The organism is Halobacillus dabanensis, assembly GCF_900114165.1.
In the GTDB taxonomy this organism is placed as follows: domain Bacteria; phylum Bacillota; class Bacilli; order Bacillales; family Halobacillaceae; genus Halobacillus; species Halobacillus dabanensis.
In genome coordinates this window covers 15,590-39,180 of sequence record NZ_FOSB01000011.1, presented here as the reverse complement: position 1 = coordinate 39,180, position 23,591 = coordinate 15,590, and the positions used below count along the sequence as shown (strand labels likewise).

General features: G+C 41.3%; 23 protein-coding genes, 1 pseudogene and 2 riboswitches. Of the genes and pseudogenes, 7 read left to right on the top strand and 17 right to left on the bottom strand.

Features of this window, described 5'->3' with window-relative positions:
- Nucleotides 1-81 precede the first annotated feature (81 nt).
- The 7 genes from BMZ58_RS16630 to BMZ58_RS16600 all read right to left on the bottom strand — a co-directional run bounded on the left by BMZ58_RS16630 (nt 82) and on the right by BMZ58_RS16600 (nt 8,299).
- Nucleotides 82-510, bottom strand: a complete 429-nt coding sequence (locus tag BMZ58_RS16630) for a MarR family winged helix-turn-helix transcriptional regulator (protein ID WP_075037689.1) — start codon at nt 508-510, stop codon at nt 82-84.
- Nucleotides 511-802: 292 nt separating this feature from the next.
- Nucleotides 803-2,011 (bottom strand): Bcr/CflA family efflux MFS transporter, encoded by a 1,209-nt coding sequence (locus tag BMZ58_RS16625; protein ID WP_075037688.1) that lies wholly within the window; start codon nt 2,009-2,011, stop codon nt 803-805.
- A gap of 335 nt (nt 2,012-2,346) precedes the next feature.
- Entirely contained in the window at nt 2,347-3,411 is a 1,065-nt protein-coding gene (locus BMZ58_RS16620) for an enoyl-CoA hydratase/isomerase family protein (RefSeq protein ID WP_075037687.1), read from the bottom strand.
- Between the two features lie 10 nt (nt 3,412-3,421).
- Nucleotides 3,422-4,207, bottom strand: coding sequence for an enoyl-CoA hydratase-related protein (locus BMZ58_RS16615; RefSeq protein ID WP_075037686.1), 786 nt, complete (start codon nt 4,205-4,207; stop codon nt 3,422-3,424).
- 20 nt (nt 4,208-4,227) lie between these two features.
- Nucleotides 4,228-5,685: a CoA-acylating methylmalonate-semialdehyde dehydrogenase gene (locus BMZ58_RS16610; RefSeq protein WP_075037685.1), complete on the bottom strand. Its 1,458-nt coding sequence runs from the start codon at nt 5,683-5,685 to the stop codon at nt 4,228-4,230.
- 15 nt (nt 5,686-5,700) lie between these two features.
- The gene (locus BMZ58_RS16605) at nt 5,701-6,588 is read right to left on the bottom strand and encodes an NAD(P)-dependent oxidoreductase (RefSeq protein WP_075037684.1); all 888 of its coding nucleotides are present in this window, start codon (nt 6,586-6,588) and stop codon (nt 5,701-5,703) included.
- 19 nt (nt 6,589-6,607) lie between these two features.
- Entirely contained in the window at nt 6,608-8,299 is a 1,692-nt protein-coding gene (locus BMZ58_RS16600) for an acyl-CoA dehydrogenase family protein (RefSeq protein ID WP_139207366.1), read from the bottom strand.
- Between the two features lie 187 nt (nt 8,300-8,486).
- Nucleotides 8,487-8,677: riboswitch (cobalamin riboswitch) on the bottom strand.
- A gap of 224 nt (nt 8,678-8,901) precedes the next feature.
- A riboswitch (cobalamin riboswitch) is annotated at nt 8,902-9,104 on the top strand.
- 175 nt (nt 9,105-9,279) lie between these two features.
- Here BMZ58_RS16600 and BMZ58_RS16595 point away from each other — a divergent pair.
- The 4 genes from BMZ58_RS16595 to prpB all read left to right on the top strand — a co-directional run bounded on the left by BMZ58_RS16595 (nt 9,280) and on the right by prpB (nt 13,115).
- Complete coding sequence (locus tag BMZ58_RS16595) at nt 9,280-9,501, top strand: hypothetical protein (protein WP_075037683.1); 222 nt, start codon at nt 9,280-9,282, stop codon at nt 9,499-9,501.
- 42 nt (nt 9,502-9,543) lie between these two features.
- Nucleotides 9,544-10,659, top strand: coding sequence for a citrate synthase (gene mmgD / locus BMZ58_RS16590; RefSeq protein ID WP_075037682.1), 1,116 nt, complete (start codon nt 9,544-9,546; stop codon nt 10,657-10,659).
- Between the two features lie 72 nt (nt 10,660-10,731).
- A complete protein-coding gene (locus BMZ58_RS16585; protein ID WP_139207365.1) occupies nt 10,732-12,174 on the top strand; it encodes a bifunctional 2-methylcitrate dehydratase/aconitate hydratase in 1,443 nt (480 codons plus the stop codon).
- A gap of 20 nt (nt 12,175-12,194) precedes the next feature.
- On the top strand, nt 12,195-13,115 hold the full coding sequence (gene prpB, locus BMZ58_RS16580) for a methylisocitrate lyase (RefSeq protein WP_075037680.1): 921 nt from the start codon (nt 12,195-12,197) through the stop codon (nt 13,113-13,115).
- Nucleotides 13,116-13,542: 427 nt separating this feature from the next.
- Here prpB and BMZ58_RS16575 read toward each other — a convergent pair whose 3' ends face one another.
- From BMZ58_RS16575 to BMZ58_RS16550, 6 genes are all read right to left on the bottom strand, one after another.
- Nucleotides 13,543-13,875, bottom strand: coding sequence for a DUF1048 domain-containing protein (locus BMZ58_RS16575; RefSeq protein WP_075037679.1), 333 nt, complete (start codon nt 13,873-13,875; stop codon nt 13,543-13,545).
- Nucleotides 13,872-14,225 carry a DUF1048 domain-containing protein gene (locus BMZ58_RS16570; RefSeq protein ID WP_075037678.1) on the bottom strand — a complete coding sequence of 118 codons (354 nt, stop codon included), beginning with the start codon at nt 14,223-14,225 and terminating at the stop codon, nt 13,872-13,874. Before BMZ58_RS16570 ends, BMZ58_RS16575 begins: the two co-directional genes overlap by 4 nt.
- Before the next feature lie 11 nt (nt 14,226-14,236).
- Nucleotides 14,237-14,557 (bottom strand): PadR family transcriptional regulator, encoded by a 321-nt coding sequence (locus BMZ58_RS16565; RefSeq protein ID WP_075037677.1) that lies wholly within the window; start codon nt 14,555-14,557, stop codon nt 14,237-14,239.
- Nucleotides 14,558-14,955: 398 nt separating this feature from the next.
- Nucleotides 14,956-16,209, bottom strand: coding sequence for an aminopeptidase (locus BMZ58_RS16560; RefSeq protein ID WP_075037676.1), 1,254 nt, complete (start codon nt 16,207-16,209; stop codon nt 14,956-14,958).
- Nucleotides 16,210-16,518: 309 nt separating this feature from the next.
- Nucleotides 16,519-17,109 carry a putative immunity protein gene (locus BMZ58_RS16555; RefSeq protein ID WP_075037771.1) on the bottom strand — a complete coding sequence of 197 codons (591 nt, stop codon included), beginning with the start codon at nt 17,107-17,109 and terminating at the stop codon, nt 16,519-16,521.
- A 137-nt stretch (nt 17,110-17,246) separates the two neighbouring features.
- On the bottom strand, nt 17,247-17,786 hold the full coding sequence (locus tag BMZ58_RS16550) for a GNAT family N-acetyltransferase (RefSeq protein WP_075037675.1): 540 nt from the start codon (nt 17,784-17,786) through the stop codon (nt 17,247-17,249).
- Nucleotides 17,787-17,947: 161 nt separating this feature from the next.
- Between BMZ58_RS16550 and BMZ58_RS16545 the strand changes: the two genes are divergently transcribed.
- Nucleotides 17,948-18,874, top strand: a complete 927-nt coding sequence (locus BMZ58_RS16545) for a DMT family transporter (protein WP_075037770.1) — start codon at nt 17,948-17,950, stop codon at nt 18,872-18,874.
- A gap of 235 nt (nt 18,875-19,109) precedes the next feature.
- Nucleotides 19,110-19,304 carry a hypothetical protein gene (locus BMZ58_RS16540; RefSeq protein WP_075037674.1) on the top strand — a complete coding sequence of 65 codons (195 nt, stop codon included), beginning with the start codon at nt 19,110-19,112 and terminating at the stop codon, nt 19,302-19,304.
- Nucleotides 19,305-20,155: 851 nt separating this feature from the next.
- Here BMZ58_RS16540 and BMZ58_RS16530 read toward each other — a convergent pair.
- The 4 genes and pseudogenes from BMZ58_RS16530 to BMZ58_RS16515 form a co-directional block, all read right to left on the bottom strand.
- On the bottom strand, nt 20,156-20,467 hold the full coding sequence (locus BMZ58_RS16530; protein WP_075037672.1) for a hypothetical protein: 312 nt from the start codon (nt 20,465-20,467) through the stop codon (nt 20,156-20,158).
- A 179-nt stretch (nt 20,468-20,646) separates the two neighbouring features.
- Entirely contained in the window at nt 20,647-21,084 is a 438-nt protein-coding gene (locus tag BMZ58_RS16525; protein ID WP_075037671.1) for a GNAT family N-acetyltransferase, read from the bottom strand.
- A gap of 184 nt (nt 21,085-21,268) precedes the next feature.
- Nucleotides 21,269-21,554: pseudogene (locus BMZ58_RS16520) on the bottom strand (hypothetical protein).
- 202 nt (nt 21,555-21,756) lie between these two features.
- Nucleotides 21,757-21,981, bottom strand: a complete 225-nt coding sequence (locus BMZ58_RS16515; protein WP_075037670.1) for a hypothetical protein — start codon at nt 21,979-21,981, stop codon at nt 21,757-21,759.
- Nucleotides 21,982-22,438: 457 nt separating this feature from the next.
- Between BMZ58_RS16515 and BMZ58_RS16510 the strand changes: the two genes are divergently transcribed.
- Complete coding sequence (locus BMZ58_RS16510; RefSeq protein WP_075037669.1) at nt 22,439-23,572, top strand: S8 family peptidase; 1,134 nt, start codon at nt 22,439-22,441, stop codon at nt 23,570-23,572.
- Nucleotides 23,573-23,591 lie beyond the last annotated feature (19 nt).

Here is a 23,591-nt window from a genome sequence, read left to right as displayed (position 1 = left end):
GCCAGCAAGGATATAAAAAAAGCATGACCATCCGCTTGTGAATGATCATGCCCGTATGTATCACTTTCTTATAATACTCGACTACTTTTTCCACTTTTTAAAATAATGATTAAGGCGGCTCAGGTTCATCTCCAACTGCTCGAGTTCTTCTTTGGTCCAACCTTCAAGAATTTCATCATAACCTGCAGCACGTGCTTCCTGGACTTTACTCAGAGCTTCTTTTCCCTCATCTGTGATTTGCAGAAGGCTGATCCTACGATTCACAGGGTCGGGATGTCTGGTGATATATGCTTTAGTTTCTAGGTTCCTTACTTGTCTACTCGCTGTTGAAATACTCACCATTAAATGCTCCGCCAGAACATTGATTCCTAAAGGCCCTCTTGCTTGCAATTCATACAATATAAGGTATTCAGAGCGATCCAAAATTCCAAGCTTCGGACTATGAGCCGTTGTCAGACGTACTAACAAGGCAACTTGATATTCAATACTTTGGAGTGAGTCCTGTTTCAAAATATCCCCCCTAAGTCAACGTTGGCTATTTTTATATGAGAAACATAATAAAATGTAATATTTTATAACCAATGTAAGTATATCATATTAAAATTCGCAGGGATGGAAAAGAGAAACAGGACATACCTCGGTGTGGTTCAGACATCAGCGCCGGACCATTAAGCTCCATAGCAGTACAGTAATAACTATGAATAAATCGGAGCCTGCCACCTCTGCTCTATCAAAGTGGTAACGGGTTGGGGACAGGGTGGAAAGTTTACTTCAGTAGTATCATAGCTTGAAGAAACACCAATCATGCACTTACATGTTGGCTTTTCTTCGTCATAGTGAAAAAGATAGCAGCACCAATTGTTGCTGTCGTAAACAGGATAGCTCCCATCGGTACAGCAGTCGTCTCATCAAGACCGACCAATGGAGAAACAGTCGCACCAAACAACAATGGCAGCATCCCGAGAACCGCACTGGCACTCCCTGCTCTGTGACCTTGATACTCCATCGCCAGGGTGAACGTACTTGTCAGAACCATCCCCATCGCTGTCATATAAATAAAGATAGGAATCACGATGGAATACAGAGGCCCTTCGATGATTGTCATCACTAACAGGAAAGCCGTCGCACTGACAGCGACCACTACAGCCGTCCGAAGCAAGCTTCTTTCATGGAAGATCCCTCCAAGACGACCGACTAAGAAGCTTCCTGTAATGATCGCCAGACCGTTGATCCCGAACAAGATACTGAAGACCTGAGGAGATACGTCATATATTCCCTGATAAACGAACGGCGTTCCGGATACATAAGCAAAGCTCCCCCCATGGACGAAACCGATCGTCAGGGCATACCCGATGAAGGAGCGGTCTTTCAGCAAACGCCCAATGGTCAGGACCGATTCTTTCACAGAGCTTGGAATCCGCTTTTCCACTGGAAGGGTCTCCGGTAATTTTCCTGCAACTGTTAAAACGATGATTCCACCTACGATACTTAAAAAGTAGAAGATCGTCTCCCATGTCGCGAATGGTAATAGTAAAATCGCTCCTCCCGTCATCGGGGCGATCATCGGGGCAGTCGCATTGATCACCATTAGTAACGCAAAGAACTTTGTCAGCTCTCTTCCCGAAAAAACATCACGAACGACGGCCCGTGAAAGGACGACACCGGCAGAAGCCGTGAATCCTTGAAGGAAACGGGCGATAACGAGCACAAGGATATTAGGCGCAAGGGCACAAAGAAAGGATGCCAGAGCGAAGAGGGAAAGGAAAATGATCAGCGGTTTCTTCCTCCCCTGTGAATCACTGATAGGGCCAACGACGATTTGACCGACGGCAAGACCGATCAAACAGGTCGTTAAGCTGAGCTGGACCAGGGACGCGCTTGTCTCTAAATCGGAAGCGATTCCAGGAAAACTGGGCAGATACATATCGATGTTCAATGGACCTAAAATACCAAGCATTCCAAGCAGAAACGCTAGACCTATTCTCTCTTTCCCTTTTGGGTTATGTAACATGATTAAACACCTTCTTCTATTCTATCTACATTTTAAAAGACCTCTGAGTATTATCCCCAGAATCTTCAAGCTGTTAAACTATGATTTTATCTTTATTCTTCCAGGAAGTCTATTCATACGCACAGAAAAAACCTCCGCTTCGGCCGAAGCAGAGGTTCAGCTTATTTATTTTATAGTTTATCGATCAAGCATCATTTGCCGGAAATAAAAGAAGTTTTTCCTTCCTCACTATGAAATTGAGTCACATACAGCCATTTTCGGCAGCCAATCAACCAACTATGGTAATTCAACAAAAAGCCCCCCTCATCGAATTTTTGATGAGCGGAACCTTTTTCCTATTTTCGGCTTGCTATGTTTTCCTCTGTAAAGAAGCGTTCAACCAATCTATCATCCACATCGGATAGCCTTTTATACCTGTAATCCGGACGATGATCTTTATCAATTAACACAGACCGAATTCCCTCATAAAAGTCGTCATGAAGCAGGAAATTTTTTGCAATGGTAAAGTCGCGATCCAAACATTCCCTGATTGATTTCCCTTCCCCATCTTTTAATTGCTGGAGTGTCACCTTCAGGGAGCAGGGAGATTTAGATAATATGGATTCACGAGTCTTTTCTGTAAAAGGCGTTGCAGATTGATCCAGAGATTGTACAATACCCTCCACTGACGTATTTGAAAAATGGTTATCAATCTCTTCCTGGACAAGGCGGAGTCCGCTATCTTCAGGAGGAGGTGATGCAAATTTTTGGATTGCACTCTGCAAGGCACCTTCGACAGCCTTCTGATTCCAATCGACTGTTGTCAAGAAAACAAGAAAGTCGTCCAAGGACTCCTTCGAAATATAATAATCCGCAGCCTCACAGTAGAGAACGTCCGCAGCTTTTATAACAGATGCGGTTAACGCCAAATATCTTCCCGTGTATCCAGGCGCTTGATTAAGGAAATAAGCGGCACCGACATCAGGGAAAAAGCCGATATTCATTTCAGGCATCGCCCACTTGGTTTTATCCGTCACAATTCGATAATCCGCTCCATAGCTGAGACCGACGCCACCCCCCATGACGATGCCGTCTAAGATGGCGATGATCGGTTTCGAAAAGGTATAGACCATTTCATCCACTTCATATTCCCTCTTAAAAAATGCCACAGCCCGCTGCATTGCTTCTTCGCTTTTTTGGGCTTCATATAATGTTTTGATATCTCCACCGGCACAAAACCCTTTATCCCCTGAGCTTTTTAAAACAACTAAATGGACACGTTCGTCCTGTTCCCACTCCTTCAACTTGACGCCGATCGCATCAAGCATTTCATAATTCAGCGAATGGATAGCTTCCGGTCTATTTAAAGTTATGCTCGCTAACCCGTTTTCCTCTTGAGAAAAAAGTACTTGATCAGACATAAAATCCCTCCTACGAATGGCTGAATTCCGGTTTTCTCTTATCGATAAAAGCTTGCACGCCTTCTTTGGCGTCATCTGTGCGAAAAAGTTCAGCAAATTTCTGTTTTTCACGGTCCAGCCCTTTTTCCCGGCTTTCCTGAGACCCTTTAAGGATGCACTCCAGCGCACGTGTCACACTTGTCATGCTCTTTCCGTCCACCCACGAATCTGCCAAGGTGCGTGCTGTTTGCGATAGCTCTTCTGTTTTCACAACCATTTGGACCAACTGCAGTCCGGCCGCTTCCTCCGCACGGAGCTGTTTACTTGATAAGATGATATCAATCGCTTTAGCCGTCCCCGTTATTTCTGTCAATCGCTGCGTTCCGCCAAAAGAAGGAATCAGCCCGAGATTCAACTCCGGTAAGCCAAGGATAGCATCTTCTGCAGCTATTCGGTAATGACAACTCAGAGCGACCTCCAATCCGCCCCCGAGAGCAGGACCATTAATGGCCGCGATGACAGGCTTATTCATCGCTTCGATTTCGCCACATAATGCCTGTCCCGCCTCTGCCATAGCATAAGATTTCTTTTCATCATCAAAGGCGTCTACGAATTCTTTAATATCTGCTCCAGCAATAAAGAATCGCCCGGCCCCCGTCAGAATAACCGCCTTCGTCTCTTCTTTGTCTGCAAGAGTACGGAAGCTTTCCCTCAGTTCCTGAATACACGCGGAAGATAGCGTATTTGCAGGGGCATGTTGTATCTCCACTGTTGCCACCGAGTGATCATAGGTAACATCCACATATTTTCCTTTCATCTCTACCTCTCCTCCTCTTATTAGAACCAGCGTTCTGTCACTACTTTTTTACGGGTATAAAATTGGACTCCATCTTTCCCATTCGTCCCTAGATCACCATAGAAGGATACCTTGTTTCCAGCGAACGAAAAAAAGGCCATTGGCGCGGGAACATTGACATTGATGCCGACCATCCCTGCATCAATCTGCTCCCTAAATTGCTGAGCTGCCTTTCCGCTACCTGTATAAATGACAGCACCATTCGCAAATCGGGATTGGTTGGTGATACGGATCCCTTCCTCAAGGTCCTTCACACGGACAATGCTTAGCACAGGAGCGAACAGCTCATCCTGCCATATCTTCATATCTGTCTGAACATGATCAAAGATGGTTGCTCCAACAAAATACCCTTCATCCTCTATCTCGGGATCCCGTCCATCCACACGGAGTTCTGCTCCTTCTGTTATCCCGCTTTCAATATAGTCAAGCACGCGTTGCCGGTGTTGTTCACGAATAAGCGGACCGACAAAGTTTCCCTCTTTCGCACCATCTCCCACCTTCAGCTTATTCGTTTCTTCGACCAATTTTCCGATGAATTCATCTGCCACATCATCCGCCACCGCCACGACAGAACAAGCCATACACCGTTCCCCACTGCTAGCAAAAGCTGCTCCGATGACACCTTGGACCGTCTTTTCCATGTTGCAATCCGGAAGCACGACGGCATGATTCTTCGCTCCCGCAAGTGCCTGGACTCTCTTTCCGCAGGACGTCGCCGACTTGTACACATGGTTAGCGACGGGCTCGGATCCTACAAAAGAGATCGCTTCTACATCAGGATGTTCAATCAAACCGTTGACGACATCTTTTCCGCCATGGACAAGATTCAATACCCCTTTCGGGAAACCAGATTGGTAGAACAGTTCCACCAGCTTCCCGGCTAAAACCGGCGTCCGTTCAGAAGTTTTCAAGACAAACGTGTTGCCACAGGCTATGGCAAGCGGGAACATCCAAAGGGGGATCATCATCGGAAAGTTAAACGGTGTGATTCCTGCGACCACACCTAGCGGATATCGGCAGATCGATCCGTCTATTCCCTCGGCGATGCTTGGGAGAGCGTCCCCCATCATCAAGCTTGGCGTGGATGTTGCTAATTCGACAGCTTCTATGCCACGCTGGACTTCCCCACGCGCGTCTTTTAACGTTTTCCCGTTTTCCAACGTAATAATTTGAGCAAGCTCTTCTTTGTTCTTTTTCAAAAGCTCCAAATAGGAGTAGAGAAGTCTGGACCGCTGAGGCACGGGTACTTTGGACCATGATGGATAAGCAGCTGCGGCAGCCTCTGTAGCACGGTCTACGTCTTCCTTGGAGGACAGAGGCACATAAGCGATAATTTTACCGTTTGCTGGATTAGGAATTTCCTCTATTTCTTTCCCTGTCGACTCTACCCACTCGCCATTGATATGATTTTTCACTTTCTCTGCCTTTATCGTAAGCATGAATCTCACTCCTCTTTATAAAGTTGATTTTGTCTGTTCTCTTATTTTTTGATAGATGACGGACATGTCTTTATCACCATATCCATCCTTAATGGCCTCTTCGTACATGGAGAGCAGATGTTTGCTGATCGGCAAATCCAAATGGTGCTTGTCCGCTAAGTCCATCGCAAACCCTAAGTCTTTTCTTAAGAGTTTCAAAGTGAATCCTGGTTCATAGTTGTTGTCTTGGATAAATCCTTTATAATTACGATCATAGATCCGACTGCTGGCATAACTGACATGAAGGATGTCATAAAGGTTCGCTAGATCAATACCACTGTCCTTAGCAAGATTGAGCGCCTCCGCTACTCCAGCCGTATAGAAACCGATGAACAAATTGTTAATCAGCTTGGCTTTCGTTCCGCTGTCAATGTCTTCATTGACATGAAAAATGTTTTCCCCTAACCTTTCTACGACTGGTAAGACTCGTTCATAATCGTCCTTCTGTCCCCCAATCATGAACGTCAAGGTTTTATTGACAGCTCCGATCACTCCGCCGCTTACAGGTGATGCCAAAAACGATACGGCCTTCCCCCGGCAGGCTTCCTCAATTTTCACATTGACTTCCGGCGCCACCGTACTTGTATCCACTAAAAGCATACCGGGTGCACTCTCTTCTATAAGCCCTTCATCACCGAGATAGATTTCTTCCACAGCTTCTGAAGAAGGCAAACTCGTAAAAATAAGATCGCAAATTCTAGCAACCTCAGAAATGGATGCCCCAGTTTTTCCTCCCAAACCTGCCAGACGTTGCTCGGCTTGTTTATTCAAATCAACCCCATAAACGGTAAAACCAGCTTCCAGTAAATTTTTCGCCATAGGAAATCCCATATTTCCTAATCCAATGAATCCTATCTTCTTCATGATTGGTCCTCCCATTCTCTTAAATAGCTTCCGCTTCCTTCCACGCCGTCACGTCTTTTGCGATCTTCCTTTTCAGTTCAAATATTTCGGGGAACGGCGGAACATCGATGTTGTTGTAAGCTGTAATCCAGCCTTTTCGATCTGCTTCAACGGAATGGACCGAGGATAGGATAGTAAAAGCCCCTTCCTTGATCCGCCGAAGACTCTCCGCGCCTAACACCTCTGCCATCATTTGATGGGTCTCGTTCAACCGTCCCATCCGCTCAGATTTTTCTGTTCGCAAGAAGGCTGACTCCATCACGTATAAATCACTGACCATATCCGATAACAACCGGGCATATTCCTGTTCTTGGGCAATGGACACGCCAGCATCCGTAAGCGCTTTCAAACATAAGTATAAAAATTGTTCCGAGGCCTGTATCCATTTACCACTCTGACCTTCGACCTCTTCGATATGTTTTTCTTCCGCAGGGATAGTGGTAAGGTATTGCTTCATAAGCAGCTTTGATATGGTCAAACGGTTGATTTCATTCGTCCCTTCAAAAATTCTGCTGATTCTTGCATCCCTGTACAACCGCTCCACTTCGTATTCCTGCATATATCCGTATCCGCCATGAATTTGAACGGCTTCATCCACTACCTGGTCCAATATTTCGGAGCATTTCACTTTATTGATCGAACATTCCATGGCGAAATCAAACATCAAATTGCTTGCATCTTGATCTTTTTCTATGAGCTCCATCCTTCTATCCAGTCCATCTGCCGTTCGATAAGCTGCGCTTTCTGCACCGTAAATAGCGATCGCCATGTCCGCGATTTTCTCCTGAATCATGGTAAAACCAATGATCGGCGTTTGAAATTGCAGACGTTCTTTTGCATAATCACCCGCTAGGACCAGGGCCTGTTTGGCGGTACCCACATTGGAAAATGCAAGCTTGAGCCTTGCCATGTTAAGGATATTCAATGCGATTTTATGCCCTTTCCCTATCTTGCCGAGAATATTTCCAGATGGGATTTCCACCTCTTCCAGGATCAGCGTTGCCGTTGACGAACCTTTGATGCCCATCTTTTTCTCTTCCGGTCCAACGGATACTCCTTCAAAGGAACGTTCGACAATGAAGGCTGTCATTCCTTGATCGGTCTGGGCGAATACGACATACACATCTGCCATATGCGCATTCGTAATCCATTGTTTTTCACCGTTCAATACCCATGCCGACTTCTCCTCATTCCATACAGCACGGCTTCTTGAATTCAGTGCATCTGACCCGGCATCCGGTTCCGTCAAAGCATAAGCTCCAATCCATTCTCCTGTCGCAAGCTTTGGTAGGTACTTTTGCTTCTGTCCCTCGGTTCCAAAGTAGATGAAAGGTAAAGTTCCAACACCCGCATGAATGTTAAAAGATACACTAAATGCCCCTGCGTGTCCCATATATTCCGCAATAAGCCCGGAGATTTTTTTATTAAGAGATAACCCGCCATACTCCTCCGGCACCTCCACACCCAGAAGTCCAAGCTCCCCTGCCTGGACAAATAATTGTTTAGCAACGGAGTATTGATGCTGAGCAATAGCCTCCAACTGTGGCTTTACACTCTTTTTCACAAAGGATGCTGTTGTTTTCAACATCAAGTCCTCTTCATCTGAAAAGTCTTCGGGTGTGAAAAAGTCTCTACGATCCTGATATGGAAATAATGCTCGTTTCATCTTCATTGTCCTGCCCCTCCCTTTCTCAGCTTTGTTTTCTTGTCAGACTGGTACAGGGTATTTTTAAACATAAAAAAACAACTTCTAATTCGAAGTTGTTAAGTCATTCAGAAATTTGTAAATCAAACACACTTCTCCAAAAAAAGCATGATTTTTTTCTGACGCACTTAACACCTCCTATCCTCGTAGGTTATAGTGTTTGCTGATTCAGGCAGGTCTCCTGGCTTATGATCTTCGCTTTCCGGCCCTTCCCGTCCTCGGTAGGACAGTGGATCACCGAATTACTCCCAATTACAGTTGCGGGACAGCGCCGGATTCGAACCGGCTTCCCTTTTAAGCTGATAAACGTAATGCTTTACCAGCACCCAAATCTTCACCTTATTCACTTGTCGAAATAAACATACCAAATTATCTGAATATTAACAATCGACTTTTAAAATAAATTTCATGCTAGAATCGAATCCAATCTTACAGCCGTGAGGTTTAAAACATTTCAATAGTTTTCCTTCCCGGCTTACTAAAAGATTCCGAACACCTTAACTACCACTCACTTTTTAGAAATAATTGTCTATTTTCAAAATCTTTGTTATATTGAAAACGTCATAACTGAATATGTTTCAGACTCAGGTGCAAATAAGCTTGTTGGAGCTCATTTGCTTAAAAGGGAAATCGGTGTAAATCCGATGCTGTCCCGCAACTGTATTTGGGAGCAAACTGGAAAAACCACTGTTCTCCGTTAAAAACGGGAATGGGAAGGAGCCAGGGAGTGATGATCATAAGCCAGGAGACCTGCCTATGTCAGCGAACATCCATACCTACGAGGATAGGAGGTGTTAAGTGCGAGTGAAAGAGTATGGACCGGTGGGTGCTTTATCCCTGATGGTGTTGGTTCTACTCGATTAAAAAGGCTGATCTCAACTTAACAACTTTCTCTGAAAGTTGTTTTTTTATTGCCTTCATTTCCATTTGATTAGAGGTGTTTTTCTTTGACCACTGCAACCGAGTATTACGTCAATAGATTCAAAGCTTGTATTATGAATCACCTGCATTCGTCCGTTTCCGGTTCACTCGATTCAATCTATAACGAATTAAAAAAAGAAATACCTGGTGAGGCCGGCCGAGAGCAGGAGATGGATAACCTCGATGCCGCCTATACCCTTGTTCTGGAAGAAATCTGTGGATCTCCGCAGGTGTCTTCGAAAGTTTAAATACTTATTTTGAAAGCGTTAACAAAAAGAGGAGGAATTTTCATGCCAGAACAAACAGCCTACAAACCAGGTTTAGACGGTGTGATTGCGACAGAAACAAAACTGTCTTATTTAGATGTTGATGCGGAAGAAATCGTCCTTCGCGGATATGAACTCATCGAGCTAGCCGAGCACAAACAATATCTTGATTTAGTCCAGCTGTTACTTCAAGGTGCACTCCCTGATGACGAACAACGCTCCTCTCTTGAACAAGAATTAAAGAAAGAATATGACCTGCCTGCTGATTTCTTTTCCCTATTCAGCAAACTGCCGAAAGAAACCCACCCGATGGACGCTTTACGAACAGGGATATCCGCCCTTGCCGGGTACGAAAAAAATTTAGATGGACGGCGGGAGGATGAAATCAGCAAGACCGCTCTCAGACTGCTGGCGAAAATTCCAAACATCGTCGCGAACAGTTATCACATCCTTCATGAAGAAGCTGTCATCGAACCCAAACAGGAACTTCCTTACAGTACCAATTTCTTATACATGATTACAGGAAAAGAGCCGACTCAGGCGGAAGCGGACTATTTCGATCAATCCTTGATGGTATATAGCGAACATGAAATGCCAAACTCGACCTTTGCAGCACGAGTGATCGCTTCGACAAACGCTGACATTTACGGCGCACTTACTGGAGCAGTGGCTTCGTTGAAAGGAAATCTCCACGGCGGAGCGAATGAGGCAGTCATGCACATGCTGCTAGAAGGAGAAACGACGGATGGATTCCGCCATCTTCTCTATGAAAAACTTAAAAATAAAGAAAAAGTCATGGGCTTCGGACACCGTGTTTACATGAAGAAGATGGACCCTAGAGCCGCTCTTATGAAAGAAGCGTTACGTGAACTGGCTGTAGAGAGAAAACGCGAAGATCTTTTTGAGATGTGCGAAGCAGGAGAACAGCTGATGAAAGAAGAAAAGGGTTTATATCCCAACCTGGATTATTATGCCGCACCCGTCTACTATCTCTTAGGTATACCGATTGATTTGTACACCCCGATATTTTTTGCTGCCCGTACGCTTGGTTTGTGTGCTCACGTATCCGAACAATATGCCAACAACAAATTGTTCAGACCGAGAGTTCTCTATACAGGTCCTCGTGGTCTGCATCCATAAAAGCAAGCTGCCGGACTAATTCCCGGCCTGTTTTTACACATCATTTCAAGACTAAAAAAGGTGGCGATGAAAATGACAGAAGTGAAAATAAATACGGCACAGTCGACGGATCAAGTTTTGGACCGTATTGCGGAATACGCAGTTTATGGAAAGATCACCAGCGAAGAAGCTTTAGAAACCTCCCAATACGTGCTGATGGACACGTTAGGATGCGGCTTTTTAGCCTTACGTTATCCGGAATGTACGAAGCACTTAGGACCTATTGTACCTGGCACTGTCGTTCCGAATGGCTCCCGCGTACCCGGTACGTCCTATGAATTGGACCCCGTCCACGCAGCATTTAATATAGGATGCATGATCCGCTGGCTCGATTACAATGATACATGGCTAGCAGCAGAATGGGGACATCCTTCCGACAACTTAGGAGGAATCCTGGCAATTTCCGATTACATCAGCCGTAAACGGATCGCAGAGGGTAAAGAGCCTCTGAAGATGGATGATGTCCTTGAGAATATTGTAAAAGCCCATGAAATACAGGGGATCTTAGCTTTAGAAAACAGTCTCAACCGTGAGGGGCTTGACCATGTTCTTTACGTGAAAATAGCTACAACAGCAGTCGTAACAGCCATGTTAGGTGGGAGTAAAGAAGACGTGGTGAACGCAGTTTCTCAAGCCTGGATCGATAACTCGAGCCTTCGTACTTACCGCCATGCACCAAACACAGGCTCACGAAAATCCTGGGCGGCCGGAGATGCAACAAGCCGTGGTGTAAGGCTCGCCTTGATGACGATGAACGGGGAAATGGGATATAAAACTGCCTTGTCTGCACCAGGCTGGGGATTCCAGGATGTACTTTTCGGCGGAAAAGAACTCACCTTAGCACGTCCATTCGATTCTTATGTGATGGAAAATATTCTATTCAAGATTTCTTTCCCGGCTGAATTTCATGCCCAAACGGCAGCAGAAGCAGCGATCGAACTTCATGACCAGGTCAAAGGAAGAATCGACGAGATCGAGCGTGTAACGATTACGACACATGAATCTGCCATCCGGATCATTGACAAGAAAGGGCCACTAAATAACCCTGCAGACCGTGATCACTGTTTGCAATACATTACAGCCATCGGTCTATTGTATGGATCTTTGAATGCAGACCATTACGAAGACGAAGTAGCTGCAAACCCTGAAATCGACCGTCTGCGAAATGTTATGGAAACCATTGAAAATGAACAGTACAGCAAAGACTACCTTGATCCTGACAAGCGTTCCATTGCCAATGCCGTCCAAGTGTTCTTCAACGATGGCACCTCTACTGAAGAGATCGCTATCGAGTATCCGATCGGTCACCGGCGTCGACGTGATGAAGGAATTCCGCTTCTGCTGAATAAATTTCAAAATAATTTAAAGACACGCTTCCCATTCCGCCAAGTGAATCGAATCCTCAACCTTTGTGAGGATTATGATGAGCTGACAGATACTCCTGTCAACCAATTCATGGAGCTGTTTAGAATTTAACTGGTAAGGAGGAAAATCGTATGTCATGGATATTCGAATCAACGTCTACCCAGCCAGAAAGAGCAGAAGTTTTCAAACGCCTGATTGATCAGCCGGAACTGTTAAAAATCCCAGGTGCCCACGACGGCATGTCCGCAAAAATCGCAAAAGACGTCGGTTTCAAAGCCATCTATTTATCCGGGGCTGCCTACACAGCAAGCCGGGCGCTTCCTGACCTGGGACTGATCTATTCGAACGAAATGGCGGAAAAAGCACAGGAGCTTATCCGCGCCTCGGACCTTCCACTTCTTGTTGATATCGATACAGGATATGGAGGAGTTATTAACGTAGCCCGGGCAGCAAAGGAAATGGTCGAAGCCGGTGTGGCCGCTGTGCAAATCGAAGACCAGCTATTACCAAAGAAATGTGGTCATTTAAATGGTAAAAAGCTGATTGAAGCCGAAGAAATGATGCAGAAAATCCGCACGATCAAAGAAGTCGCTCCAACCCTTGTCATCATAGCACGGACAGATGCCAAGTCTGTAGAAGGAATGGACAAAGCCATGGAACGTGCTAACCAATATGTAAAAGCAGGGGCTGATGCGATTTTCCCGGAAGCTTTAACAAGTGAGGAAGATTTTCGCCATGCCTCTTCCGCCATTCAAGCTCCCCTGCTTGCAAACATGACCGAGTTCGGAAAGACACCGTATTTTACAGGGGAAGACTTCCGCTCGTTCGGAATGGACATGGTCATTTATCCAGTCACCTCCCTTCGTGTAGCTGCCAAAGCTTATGAACGAATCTTTACAGAGATTATGACCTCCGATACTCAAAAAGAAAAGCTAGAGGATATGCAATCACGTGAAGAACTCTATGAAACGATTAAGTATTACGATTATGAAGCGTTAGACAAAAAAGTAGCGAGAACCGTCCTTCCTGAAATAGGTAAAGAAAATAAGTAACAAACAAAGAGAAAGGTCATTCCTTTCTCTTTGTTTGTGTGATAATGTTGTTCCTTCCCAATTTTCTTGAATCTAGTCCTTCCCCAATTCGGCCTGATGAGGTAAGAAAAGACGACGACCCTTATTGAATAATCGCCTCCCATTGGTTTAAGACAAACTTAATACTCATTTCACTTTTTCACCCTCATTATCGGGTTTTTTCTTTTAGATGGAACTTTACCAGAACACCAGTAGATTTGGTCTTCCACATTAGCCGTTCTGATTATTTCAAAATATTAGATCATCTCAACAATGAACTGTATTAACGTATGAGTTGAAGTGGAGATAATTTAGCAAGTTAATCAAAATTCCGTGACTGCTAAAGTTTCATGTCTTTGTAATTTAGGAGTTTTCAATATGATTTTTGGAGTCAACTCTTACAATCCTTTTAACTCTTCGGAGCCTTACCGACTTTCTCATTGACCGATTCCTGATAGAGATCAGCGTAAGTTTTGGAATCTTTAATCAAGTCATCGCAAAAAGCAGCCACATCCGTTCCTATGACTTCAAGAACACCTTTGCCAGCAGACGCACCTTCTTCAAAGAAGCTGAGAATTTCTGAGAGCAGTCCATTACCTTCGTTCAGATCAACTGGGCCGACTTTAAAAAGATATTTTTGGATTTCTTTATAGACAATTTGGTAATCTTGCGGAAGCTTTTTGACACGTGAAACATGGGCTCTCCACTCTTTTTTGCCTTCGATGATTTCTCTGATCCTCATTTCAGCCCTCCTAATTTTCTCGCTACATTCTTGTTAAGCTGGTCACGCCATTTATCTCTAAAAGTATTTGCACCTTCGTCACCAACGAGCGCTGCGCAGAAGCCTTTAATATCATCTCCAAGTACTTCTTCTACCCTTTGTTCTTCTGCTGATGCAACTTCAAGCAGTTCAAGAGCGCTGTCAAAAATCGGCATCAAGTTACGACCTGTGAAATCTCCGTGTATCCATAGATGAGAATTAATTTCTTTCCAAGCAGTTTGATATTCATTTGGCAAGACTTTTACTCGTGCTTCAAAAGCTTTCATTATTTTAGTCATATCACTGCCGGTTATTTTTTCTAAAAAATTCATGGCAATCTCCTTTATTTTGTTTTTAATTTATTTAGTTTATTTGAAATGAACTCCCATTTATCCCAAAAATTTTCAAGGCGCTCTTTTCCTGCTGAGTTAAGTGTGTAAAACTTTCTAGGAGGACCCATCGTGGATGGCTTTTTCTCGATATCCACCAGTTTGTTTTTCTCAAGCCTTATTGTAATCGTATAAACGGTCCCTTCAACCACATCCTCAAAACCAAGTTCCCGTAGCTTTTGCGTGATTTCATAGCCGTAAGTTTCGCCTCGGCTTATGATTTCAAGAACACACCCCTCAAGCACCCCTTTCTTCATTTCTCTGAAATTTTCCATGTTTACCTCCGTCAGTAAATTTAATCTCTTGTCTAATTAGTTTGGATATCAGGTATATAGTATTACTTACTACCGGTACATAATAATACTAAATAGCTTATCTGTCAAGGTACCTTGTTATCTCAATAAAAGGATCCATAAACAGCTATTCTTCATAAAACCTTACTACTCCGTTTATGAGAAAGCGATCGTTCTTATGGAACCATCGCCCCAATACTTTAAGACTCGAATCCGAGAGACTTTGGTGTGTTCTTTAAATAACGCACTCGTTTGTGTAAGTACATTCATAAACATAACCCATAATCTTTATTTGTTACAGAAATGCTGCCCAGTTCGTTTCCACTATAACTAGCACTAAGCATAATCCACCAGAAATCTGTTTTAAAGTTGGAGACGATTCAGAATTGGAAATCCCCATCCTTCATTAACAGGACTTCAGTTCCACCTTCTTTAATGCCCAATACTTTCATATCTTTCGTACCAAAGGTCACATTGACTAACAAAAGTGAAGTATTCAGACCCGCTGCCTTCAACTCTTTTTCAGATTGATCCATGCCATTTTGAATACTGGAAGGAGATGCATTACCGATCCCAATATGACAGGACGTGTTTTCATCAAACAATGTATTGTAAAAAAGAGTATCTGCCTGAGCAAGAGGAGATTTATTAGAGACCAAGGCAATTTCACCTAGATAATGTGAACCTTCGTCTGTTTCGATGAGATTTTGTAACACTTCCTGTCCCTTTGCGGCATAATAGTCGGTAATCCGTCCATCTTTAAAAATCAGATAAAATTCATCGATGACACTTCCCTCATAGATAAGAGGTTTAGAACCTACCAATTTGCCGTTCACCTTACTTTTATGAGGAGCAGTAAATATTTCTTCCGTAGGAATGTTCGGAAAGAAAGGTATTCCCTTTTCATCTATGACACCCCCGCCGATATAGAGATGATTTTCAGGTAGACCAACGAATAAATCAGTTCCACGGCTATTTGTAAAATGCAGGGCTTCAAATTGGCTCTCGTTCAGGATCTTTTTTCGGGACTCGAAGGCTCTATTGTGACTCTCCCAATCTTTTATCGGATTCTTCCTATCTGCCCGTGATCCTTTTAAAATTAATTTCCATAATGAATGTAAAGCTTCTTCTTTACTTAGGTTGGGGAATACTTTAGCTGCCCATTCAACGCACGGGACAGCTAGAAGACACCAGCGCACCTTGTGAGATCTAATTTTCGCATGATAATCCTTCAATTTGGTACGAGAAGCTTTTTGGAAACGATTCACCCTTTCTGTAGAAACCTCCTTAAAGACATCTAAGTTTTCAGAAATAATATGTATGTAAGCAGCACCTGCATCGTCCCACTCCTTAAAACGGGCAGCCTGCCAATCAGGAAAGTGATCGATGACACTATCTGCTGCATTTAAGTAAAATTCTTTAGTAGACTGTTCATCTGTCCAATCTATGAATACATTTGACGCTCCTGCCTCGTAGGCTACCGTTTGGATTAAACGTGCAAATGGAGCATTTTGTATATCACTATGAATAATCAATAGTTGATTTTTTTGCAGATTCACACCAGCTCGTACAGCAAGTTCTGCATACTTTTTCAGCTGTGGTTCACTTATAAATTCATATATTCCTTTAATCATTTAATAACTCTCCTGTGATGTTCTTGTATAATTTCACGGCCGGAACTTGACCTACTTTAATTAACTGCTCCGATAGCACAACAAGCGATAGCCAAAGTACAGCTTTCGTCCCCATTTCTATAAGATTTGATTCCGAGAGAAGTTGAACCGGACATATATAACTGGTATCTCTTTTCCAAAGCCACTCATCAAAGCATTCTCTAATTCAAAATCTATGGTTGGTGACTAACGTTTGTGGCAGATCAAATATAGTGGATGGTTTAAGAATGTCAACGGAGTACTTATAGGTTGAAGACTTGAAACTGAGACTTATTGATTTTCATCCTTTTTATCACTCAATAATCTTTCTTTATTAGGTTTGGTATCATCCCTTAGAAAATCAGCCCATTTTAGTCCTAGGTTATCGGTATTTTTTTGCCAGTGTAGAAGGCGAGTATAATAGTAATCTATCTTTTCAGTTACTGGACCTTGGAAGTCATCTTTACCGTATTTATTGACTATTGACGTCAATTCATAAATGGGTAATCCTAATGCATGTGTTTCCACATGTACAGTAGCCCCAGCATGACCGATAGCTTGACATAAAGTTCCATATTCTATATCGGCAATTTCTTTTGCAACAGCATGCGAACTTAAGATAGCCCTCTTTGCTACGGGCATTTTAATTTTACCTCTTGACCAATCCTCGCAGAGCTCTAGACAATTTCTTGGTCTCTGCTCTTCAGGATATTTTTCTTCAAATTTTTCTAAAGGCAATGCTGCGCAATCTAACGCCCACATGACGAGAGTTCTATGATTTTGTTGTTGAATAAGTTCTTTCAATTCTTGCAAACAAACGCTATCACGAGAAAACAGTAATTTATTCTTTTTCTTCATTTTAATTTTCACATCTGAAAACATAGGTATCCCCCAAGTAATTGGATGTATATGCCCCTTTTTAGGCGAGTACTTCACCATCATCCTTAGCATTAATATAAATCTTCCTAAGAATAGCCCCTATTCCGGAAGACTCGATATCAAGATATTCAACCTTATAATTAATTTAATCTCCCCATTAATAACGTATTGTAGTAATTACCATCAGCTAATAACTCTTTCTGTAATACACCTTCAATCTGAAAACCATAGTTTTTATAAAGAATTATCGCTTTCTCGTTTGTTTCCAGGACATTTAAAGTGATTTTCTTTATGTTATTTGCATCTGCCCATTTAACGGATTCTTTCAGAAAGTTTTTTCCTATTCCATATCCCCAGTAATCCTTCAATACACCTACACCAAACTCTAACTTATGAGAACTTCTCTTTAATTCATTTCCTTCACATCTAGAGAAGCCAACCAGGGTTCCATTTACTTCAGCTACCAAAAAAATACTGTTCAAACTTTCTGAGTCACTTTTGATAATATCCTTAAAGCCTTCTCCGTCTATGTATTCTTTTCCTTTAACTCTATCCAAATTTTCCGTTTCACCATCTATCTGTAACCTTAATTCAGACAAAGCTTGTGCGTCTTCCGATTGTGCAGATCTTACTTTGTAATGGAGATTACGGACTTCAAATTCTTTTGTGTTTACTAGCAAGTTGTTCTCCCTCCTCTACCGTCCCATCGTAACCCCTATCAATATCTGAAAATTCAACATTGACTTTTCATTCTTACAAATTTAGAATAACAACAATATACATAAAAAGGAAATTCGATAGATAAAGGAGGGTTTAATTGCGACTAACTAAGAACTATGCAATGGCTGGAACTGCTTTTTTAATTGCTTCAGCGTTTTTAACTTCCGGAAGCAACGTTTACTATTCCAACAAAGTACAAGAAATAAGTCCCTTCTTCTTCACTTTTATTAGCTTTCTTATTACTGCATTCTTTTTTCTCGGAATTCAACTGAAACAATCATCCCGATACATGAAAATAAAGAAAAGCTTTCTTAAGGATATAGTTGGGATTAACCTTAGTACTGCAGGTGCATTCATGAGTTTTTATTTTGCCTTAAAATACATAGAACCTGCAATTGTAGGTGCAATTGAAATAGGAATTGGTCCAGTCTCTTCCTTAATCATTGTAAGGTTAATTTATGGTAGTAAGATGAATAAATTAGACCTCTGGATAGGATTGGGTGCCTTAATAGGCAGTCTATTTTTGATTATCAGTACATTACAAGGGAGTTCGGGAATTAAATTTGAATCTCTACCAGTCACACTTTTAGGGTTGTTTTCCTCTATATTGTGTGGATTCTGTGCAGCTTTAGCAGCTATTTTCTCCAAACGACTAAGTATTGCTCAATGGAGTTCCTCTAAAATACTTGCGCACAGATTTTATGCCATTGTTGGATTATCCCTCTTTCTATCAATTCAACAGGGTAATTTATTGCAACAATTATCTGCAAATTGGTTATGGATCCTGATTGTATCAATATTAGGTGTTACAATGCCCCTCTATTTTTTGCAGATGGGGATTCAATATTCTGACAGCTTTTTTGTCATGATGTCTCTTTCATTTATACCGGTGTTCACTTATGTTTTTCAGTTACTTGATCCTCGAATATCGATGTCTTACCATTCATTATTTGGTATATCGATTATCTTGTTATTTGCTTTATTTAGTGTCATATTAAATAATTCTCGATACAAATTGATCCCCAAAGAAAAAAGGAAGGCAGTTTAATTTACTGTTTTTCCTTTTTTCATTATTTTATATAAGCCCCCAATTCTTTAAGACTCGAGATCAAGATAATCACTAAGCTTCTTCCAACCCACATTAAGCACTACACATTTTTTCATTGTTAAGCCAAAAGTTCCTTTTTTACTACCCCATGATCTAATCGACGGTTTTTAGTGCTTTATTTATGAAAATGTTAAAATCACCCATAAACGTTTATTTTATTTAAGGAGGTAGTTCCATGTTCAAAAATGAAAAAGCAAACATTGTTTACAGCATAATAGGAGCTATTATCGCACTTGGAATGGCTACGTACATCTTATCTCCAACTCTTGAAGGGGTTATCCCTTGGTTAGTTTACACTTTAATCTTCTTGGGATTGGTATTATTTTCCAGAAAACAATTTTATCTTTGGAAAGATAATAAAGAAAATTAAAAGGGCTGGGAAATAACTCGACCTCTAAATCAAATCCCTGCGACCAAATTGGTTCGCAGGGAATTTCGAGATGAAAGCGTATTTTGCCTTTCGAACAATACCTTGTGCAGTCGCCCCTGGCTCTAAAGAAAGACTCAGTTACTCAAAAGCCAGTTATAAAAGCGAATAGTACATGGATAACCAGAGTAGAAAGGTCAGAAGGCTCGCTAATATAACACTTTTCCCTACATACCTATCGGGGACTTTCTTTATGATTTCAAAGGTTATAGGAAATACAATAGCAACCAATAGTAGATAAAAGCTATAAAATATGATGAACGGCGTAAGGATGACTACCCCTAATACCGCTATGACCAAATACACCCCGTATCCTATAAAAAACTTACCGTCAACAAATCGATTGGACAGTTTCTCTACCAAGAATGAGAACGGGAAAGCATATAAAAAATGACCCAAAAGAATAATAACGAAATTAAAAAATAGATAATCTACAAAGTTATTGTAATCGTTTGTAAGATACAGGGTCAGCATTAATGAAGATAGATTGCCACTAATCAAAACTGCAAGTAAGTTCCTCAACAACAAATCCTCTTTTCTTATGTAATTTCGTGATGGTGCCTGCCCCCGAACTAAAGTGTTAGAGCATAATCTAAGTGGGATCAAGCACTAAAATAAAGATTTTACAGTACTTCCTGATTCATAAAGAAATCAAAAAATGTTTTTTCGATTTTATGCTATTGTCCCCTAGGAAGCGATATCGAGATATTCTGGAGAAGACCTTAAAAATCCGGTCTACATATAATGAGTTTTCGAACATAATGATTCATTATTTATAGGCTAAAGGACCTTTCTTATTTTTCTTGCTTCTTATAATGAAACACTAGGCACCACCAATAAAGCAAATAGGCAAATATCACCAACCAAAACCATGCCCATAATTCAAATCCCTTTATACTATTTATAAAGTAATCAAATTCATTCTGATTACCTCGACCTATACTTGAGAGGATAAGTAAAATAGTAGAAAAAGGAATTAAGATAACCGAAATAAGCGAGGAAATTAATAATTGTTTTTTTATTATCCTGCGAATCGCCATAGAAAAAGAAGTTATTATGAATAAGTAAAAAACAGCAACAATCCAAAAAGGTACTGTTGGAGACATAAAATTAATCACCTCTCAATGTAAAGTAGCGTAAAGAATCTATGTATTCTTGGGGTTAATATCTTATTCCTAAGCAAGCAATAAATGCTGGCTCTCTATCTAAATTGTTTCACTAAAGCCCATTTTAGTTGAAGAATTGAATTCAGGATAACTAATAGCAATTAATAGATTTTCCCCCTCTAACTTAATTCTTTATACATAATCACATGAGGTCCAATTGGAGGGTAATCAAAAACTTCCCCGAAAGGTTTAAAACCCAACTTTTCATAATATTTCTGGACAGAAGTTCTTCCTTTACACCAAAGGAGATCAGCTTTAAGATTTTTCAATTTGCTCTCAGCGTATTTAACTACTATTCTTCCCGCCCCCATAGCTCTATACTCTTCCACAGTAGCCATAGCTCTTAATCTGTATTGATTAGAGCTTTGAAATTCAGGGTGTGATTCAAAATAAAAAGAAGCCACACTAACCAATTCCTCCTCATTAAACGCCCCGATATGAAATGCATCATCGTCATGATCAGTATTATATTGACATGCTTCGAACGGTTGATGAGGCCTAAGGATTTTGTGTCGAAGATTATAAGTTTGTTCTGCTTTTACTCTTTGTACTTTCAACTAAATTACCCCCATTAAAAGTTGAATTTTAAATTCTGAGATTTGTAAACTACAGAAAAGCCCCCGTTTATGTAAGACTTTGATTCGAGATATCTCTTACTGTCCTTTTACTTTAGTCCCCATTAGTTATACATAAAGACTTACACAATAGTTAAATAGTGGATGGTGTGATATTAAGTCATCATTATTTCTTACGTATTCGTTCTAAAAATATAGGTGCTAGATTTAGTAAGATAGAAACAATTGTCAAAAACCAAAATGCCCTTGCCATACTCAGGTACTACATCCGTTAAAGCCGCCCAATCTTCTGCTTTTATCCACCGATTTAGATAACTGTAATCTGCACAAATTGTTAATGCTGTAAATGATAACGCCATCGCCATAGCAAGCTTATAATCCTTTCCTGCTGCATACAAAGAAAGGTTTATAACAGTTACTACTATGGCAATACCCCCTGATATTGCCCACATTACTATACCTCCATATATTTTCATTTAATGATAACCCATTTTACTTATTAAAGATTACCGCTCCGACAGTTAAATAGGTTAACCATTGATATTACTTGTTTATGTAATAAAGGGCTAATGCTCTATTAAACAATCGCCCTCTTTTCTATAAGACATGGTTTCGAGACAATTGAAGCATTTTTCAAGTAACGCACCTGTTAGTTTAAGTGTAGTTATTCTTTGCTAAAATCAAGTATATCCCCAGAATAAAAGTAATTATTAAAATCGCACAAATCACCCAGAACATCACAGGGTAGTTATATGTAACTGTTGTTACTCCCGAATTCATATTTGTTATTTTTTCCGCAAGAGGATCATAAAGTGACTCTACTATTATGTATGTTAATAAAGCTGAAAAACTCAAAAATATTCCTACTATACGTTTCATCATTTCCTCCTACTCAAAACCATTTGCTATTTCCAGTTTAATAAGAATTGAACCCTACCTCAACTTTTCTTTCCATCAAGTGATCGAATAAAAAAACTGAAAAGGCTCTGCTCCCTTGGTGGTACAATAAGCGAAAGCCATTGTGTGTAGCTATCCCCCCTTCAACTTAAGACTTAACTGACATCAAGAGAATTATTTGTGATTTAATTATTAGCAGTAACTGCCACTAAATTATGTATTCCATTTCTAATACTTTGTAATACTTCAATGACCTCATTCACGCTGCATGATCAATCCAATTATTAAACTTGCCCAAGTTGATACTTCAACACCCCTTTAAGAGGATGCTTTTACATATGCATTTCCCAAACACCTGTAATCCCGCTCATGTTATCATAACATTAATACTATTCAGAATTCATGTATAATTCTGAATTAAAATTAAAGGAGGAATTGGATGCGTAACCACATGTGGAAAGTAGCTGGGATTATGTTAGTGTTTGCTTTAGTCTTTTCATTCAATAACATAGTCCAAGCTTCAGTTGAAAAAGCGGCTGAGCAAAAAGCAGAGGTAGAAGAATACTTAATTGGCTTTAAATCGAAAGTGAACCAAAATGCCGTAAAAGGCGTGGGAGGGAAAGTACTTCATGAATATGAATATATGAATGTCGTACATGCTAAGCTACCGGAACAAGCAGTAAAAGCCTTATCCAACAACCCTAATGTGGCTTATGTAGAGAAAGATCATACCGCACAGGCGACTAGTCAAACGACGCCCTATGGAATCTCCCATATTAATGCAGATGATGTACAAGCTCAAGGAACGACTGGGAATGGTGTAAAGGTAGCTATCCTGGACACTGGTATTGATGGAGCACATGAGGATTTAAACGTAGCTGGCGGAGAGAGTTTTGTAAGCGGTGAACCTAACCCATTAGTGGATGGAAATGGTCATGGTACCCACGTAGCTGGAACGGTTGCAGGTGTAGATAATTCACTAGGTGTACTAGGTGTAGCACCATCTACTGAGCTCTACGCCGTTAAAGTATTAAGTAGTGAAGGCAGCGGTTCATACAGTGGAATTGCTCAAGGGATTGAGTGGGCAATTAGTAATGACATGGACATCATTAACATGAGTCTTGGAGGAAGCCGCGGTTCGAATACTCTAGAACAAGCGGTAAACAATGCTGATGATCAGGGCGTATTAGTAGTAGCTGCTGCTGGAAATGAAGGGTCTAAAGGGAAGAAAAACACAATTGGTTATCCTGCTAAATATGACGCTGCCATGGCTGTTGGTGCCGTAGACGATGCCAATAATAGAGCCTCATTTTCCAGTGTTGGGGATGAACTTGAAGTGATGGCTCCTGGTGTAGATATTTTAAGTTCTGTCCCGGGTAATGATTATGAGCGCTTTAACGGTACTTCCATGGCGAGTCCACATGTCGCAGGTGCAGCTGCTTTATTATTAGCAGATGATCCTGGATTGACTAATGATCAGGTCAGACAAACATTAAATGACACAGCTGTTTCTCTTGGTGATTCCTTCTCTTATGGAAACGGAGTTATCGACGTGCAAGCTGCTGCTCAATAATAATATAAAGAAGCTGGAT

Coding starts and splice junctions, on each gene's coding strand:
- BMZ58_RS16540 (WP_075037674.1), top strand. CDS start 19,110: ATGTTCAAAAATGAAAAAGCAAACATTGTTTACAGCATAATAGGAGCT.
- BMZ58_RS16560 (WP_075037676.1), bottom strand. CDS start 16,209: ATGATTAAAGGAATATATGAATTTATAAGTGAACCACAGCTGAAAAAG.
- BMZ58_RS16620 (WP_075037687.1), bottom strand. CDS start 3,411: ATGTCTGATCAAGTACTTTTTTCTCAAGAGGAAAACGGGTTAGCGAGC.
- BMZ58_RS16565 (WP_075037677.1), bottom strand. CDS start 14,557: ATGGAAAATTTCAGAGAAATGAAGAAAGGGGTGCTTGAGGGGTGTGTT.
- BMZ58_RS16610 (WP_075037685.1), bottom strand. CDS start 5,685: ATGCTTACGATAAAGGCAGAGAAAGTGAAAAATCATATCAATGGCGAG.
- BMZ58_RS16530 (WP_075037672.1), bottom strand. CDS start 20,467: ATGTCTCCAACAGTACCTTTTTGGATTGTTGCTGTTTTTTACTTATTC.
- BMZ58_RS16575 (WP_075037679.1), bottom strand. CDS start 13,875: ATGAGGATCAGAGAAATCATCGAAGGCAAAAAAGAGTGGAGAGCCCAT.
- BMZ58_RS16545 (WP_075037770.1), top strand. CDS start 17,948: ATGGCTGGAACTGCTTTTTTAATTGCTTCAGCGTTTTTAACTTCCGGA.
- prpB (WP_075037680.1), top strand. CDS start 12,195: ATGTCATGGATATTCGAATCAACGTCTACCCAGCCAGAAAGAGCAGAA.
- BMZ58_RS16605 (WP_075037684.1), bottom strand. CDS start 6,588: ATGAAGAAGATAGGATTCATTGGATTAGGAAATATGGGATTTCCTATG.
- BMZ58_RS16625 (WP_075037688.1), bottom strand. CDS start 2,011: ATGTTACATAACCCAAAAGGGAAAGAGAGAATAGGTCTAGCGTTTCTG.
- BMZ58_RS16515 (WP_075037670.1), bottom strand. CDS start 21,981: ATGAAACGTATAGTAGGAATATTTTTGAGTTTTTCAGCTTTATTAACA.
- mmgD (WP_075037682.1), top strand. CDS start 9,544: ATGCCAGAACAAACAGCCTACAAACCAGGTTTAGACGGTGTGATTGCG.
- BMZ58_RS16570 (WP_075037678.1), bottom strand. CDS start 14,225: ATGAATTTTTTAGAAAAAATAACCGGCAGTGATATGACTAAAATAATG.
- BMZ58_RS16585 (WP_139207365.1), top strand. CDS start 10,732: ATGACAGAAGTGAAAATAAATACGGCACAGTCGACGGATCAAGTTTTG.
- BMZ58_RS16615 (WP_075037686.1), bottom strand. CDS start 4,207: ATGAAAGGAAAATATGTGGATGTTACCTATGATCACTCGGTGGCAACA.
- BMZ58_RS16510 (WP_075037669.1), top strand. CDS start 22,439: ATGCGTAACCACATGTGGAAAGTAGCTGGGATTATGTTAGTGTTTGCT.
- BMZ58_RS16555 (WP_075037771.1), bottom strand. CDS start 17,109: ATGTTTTCAGATGTGAAAATTAAAATGAAGAAAAAGAATAAATTACTG.
- BMZ58_RS16600 (WP_139207366.1), bottom strand. CDS start 8,299: ATGAAGATGAAACGAGCATTATTTCCATATCAGGATCGTAGAGACTTT.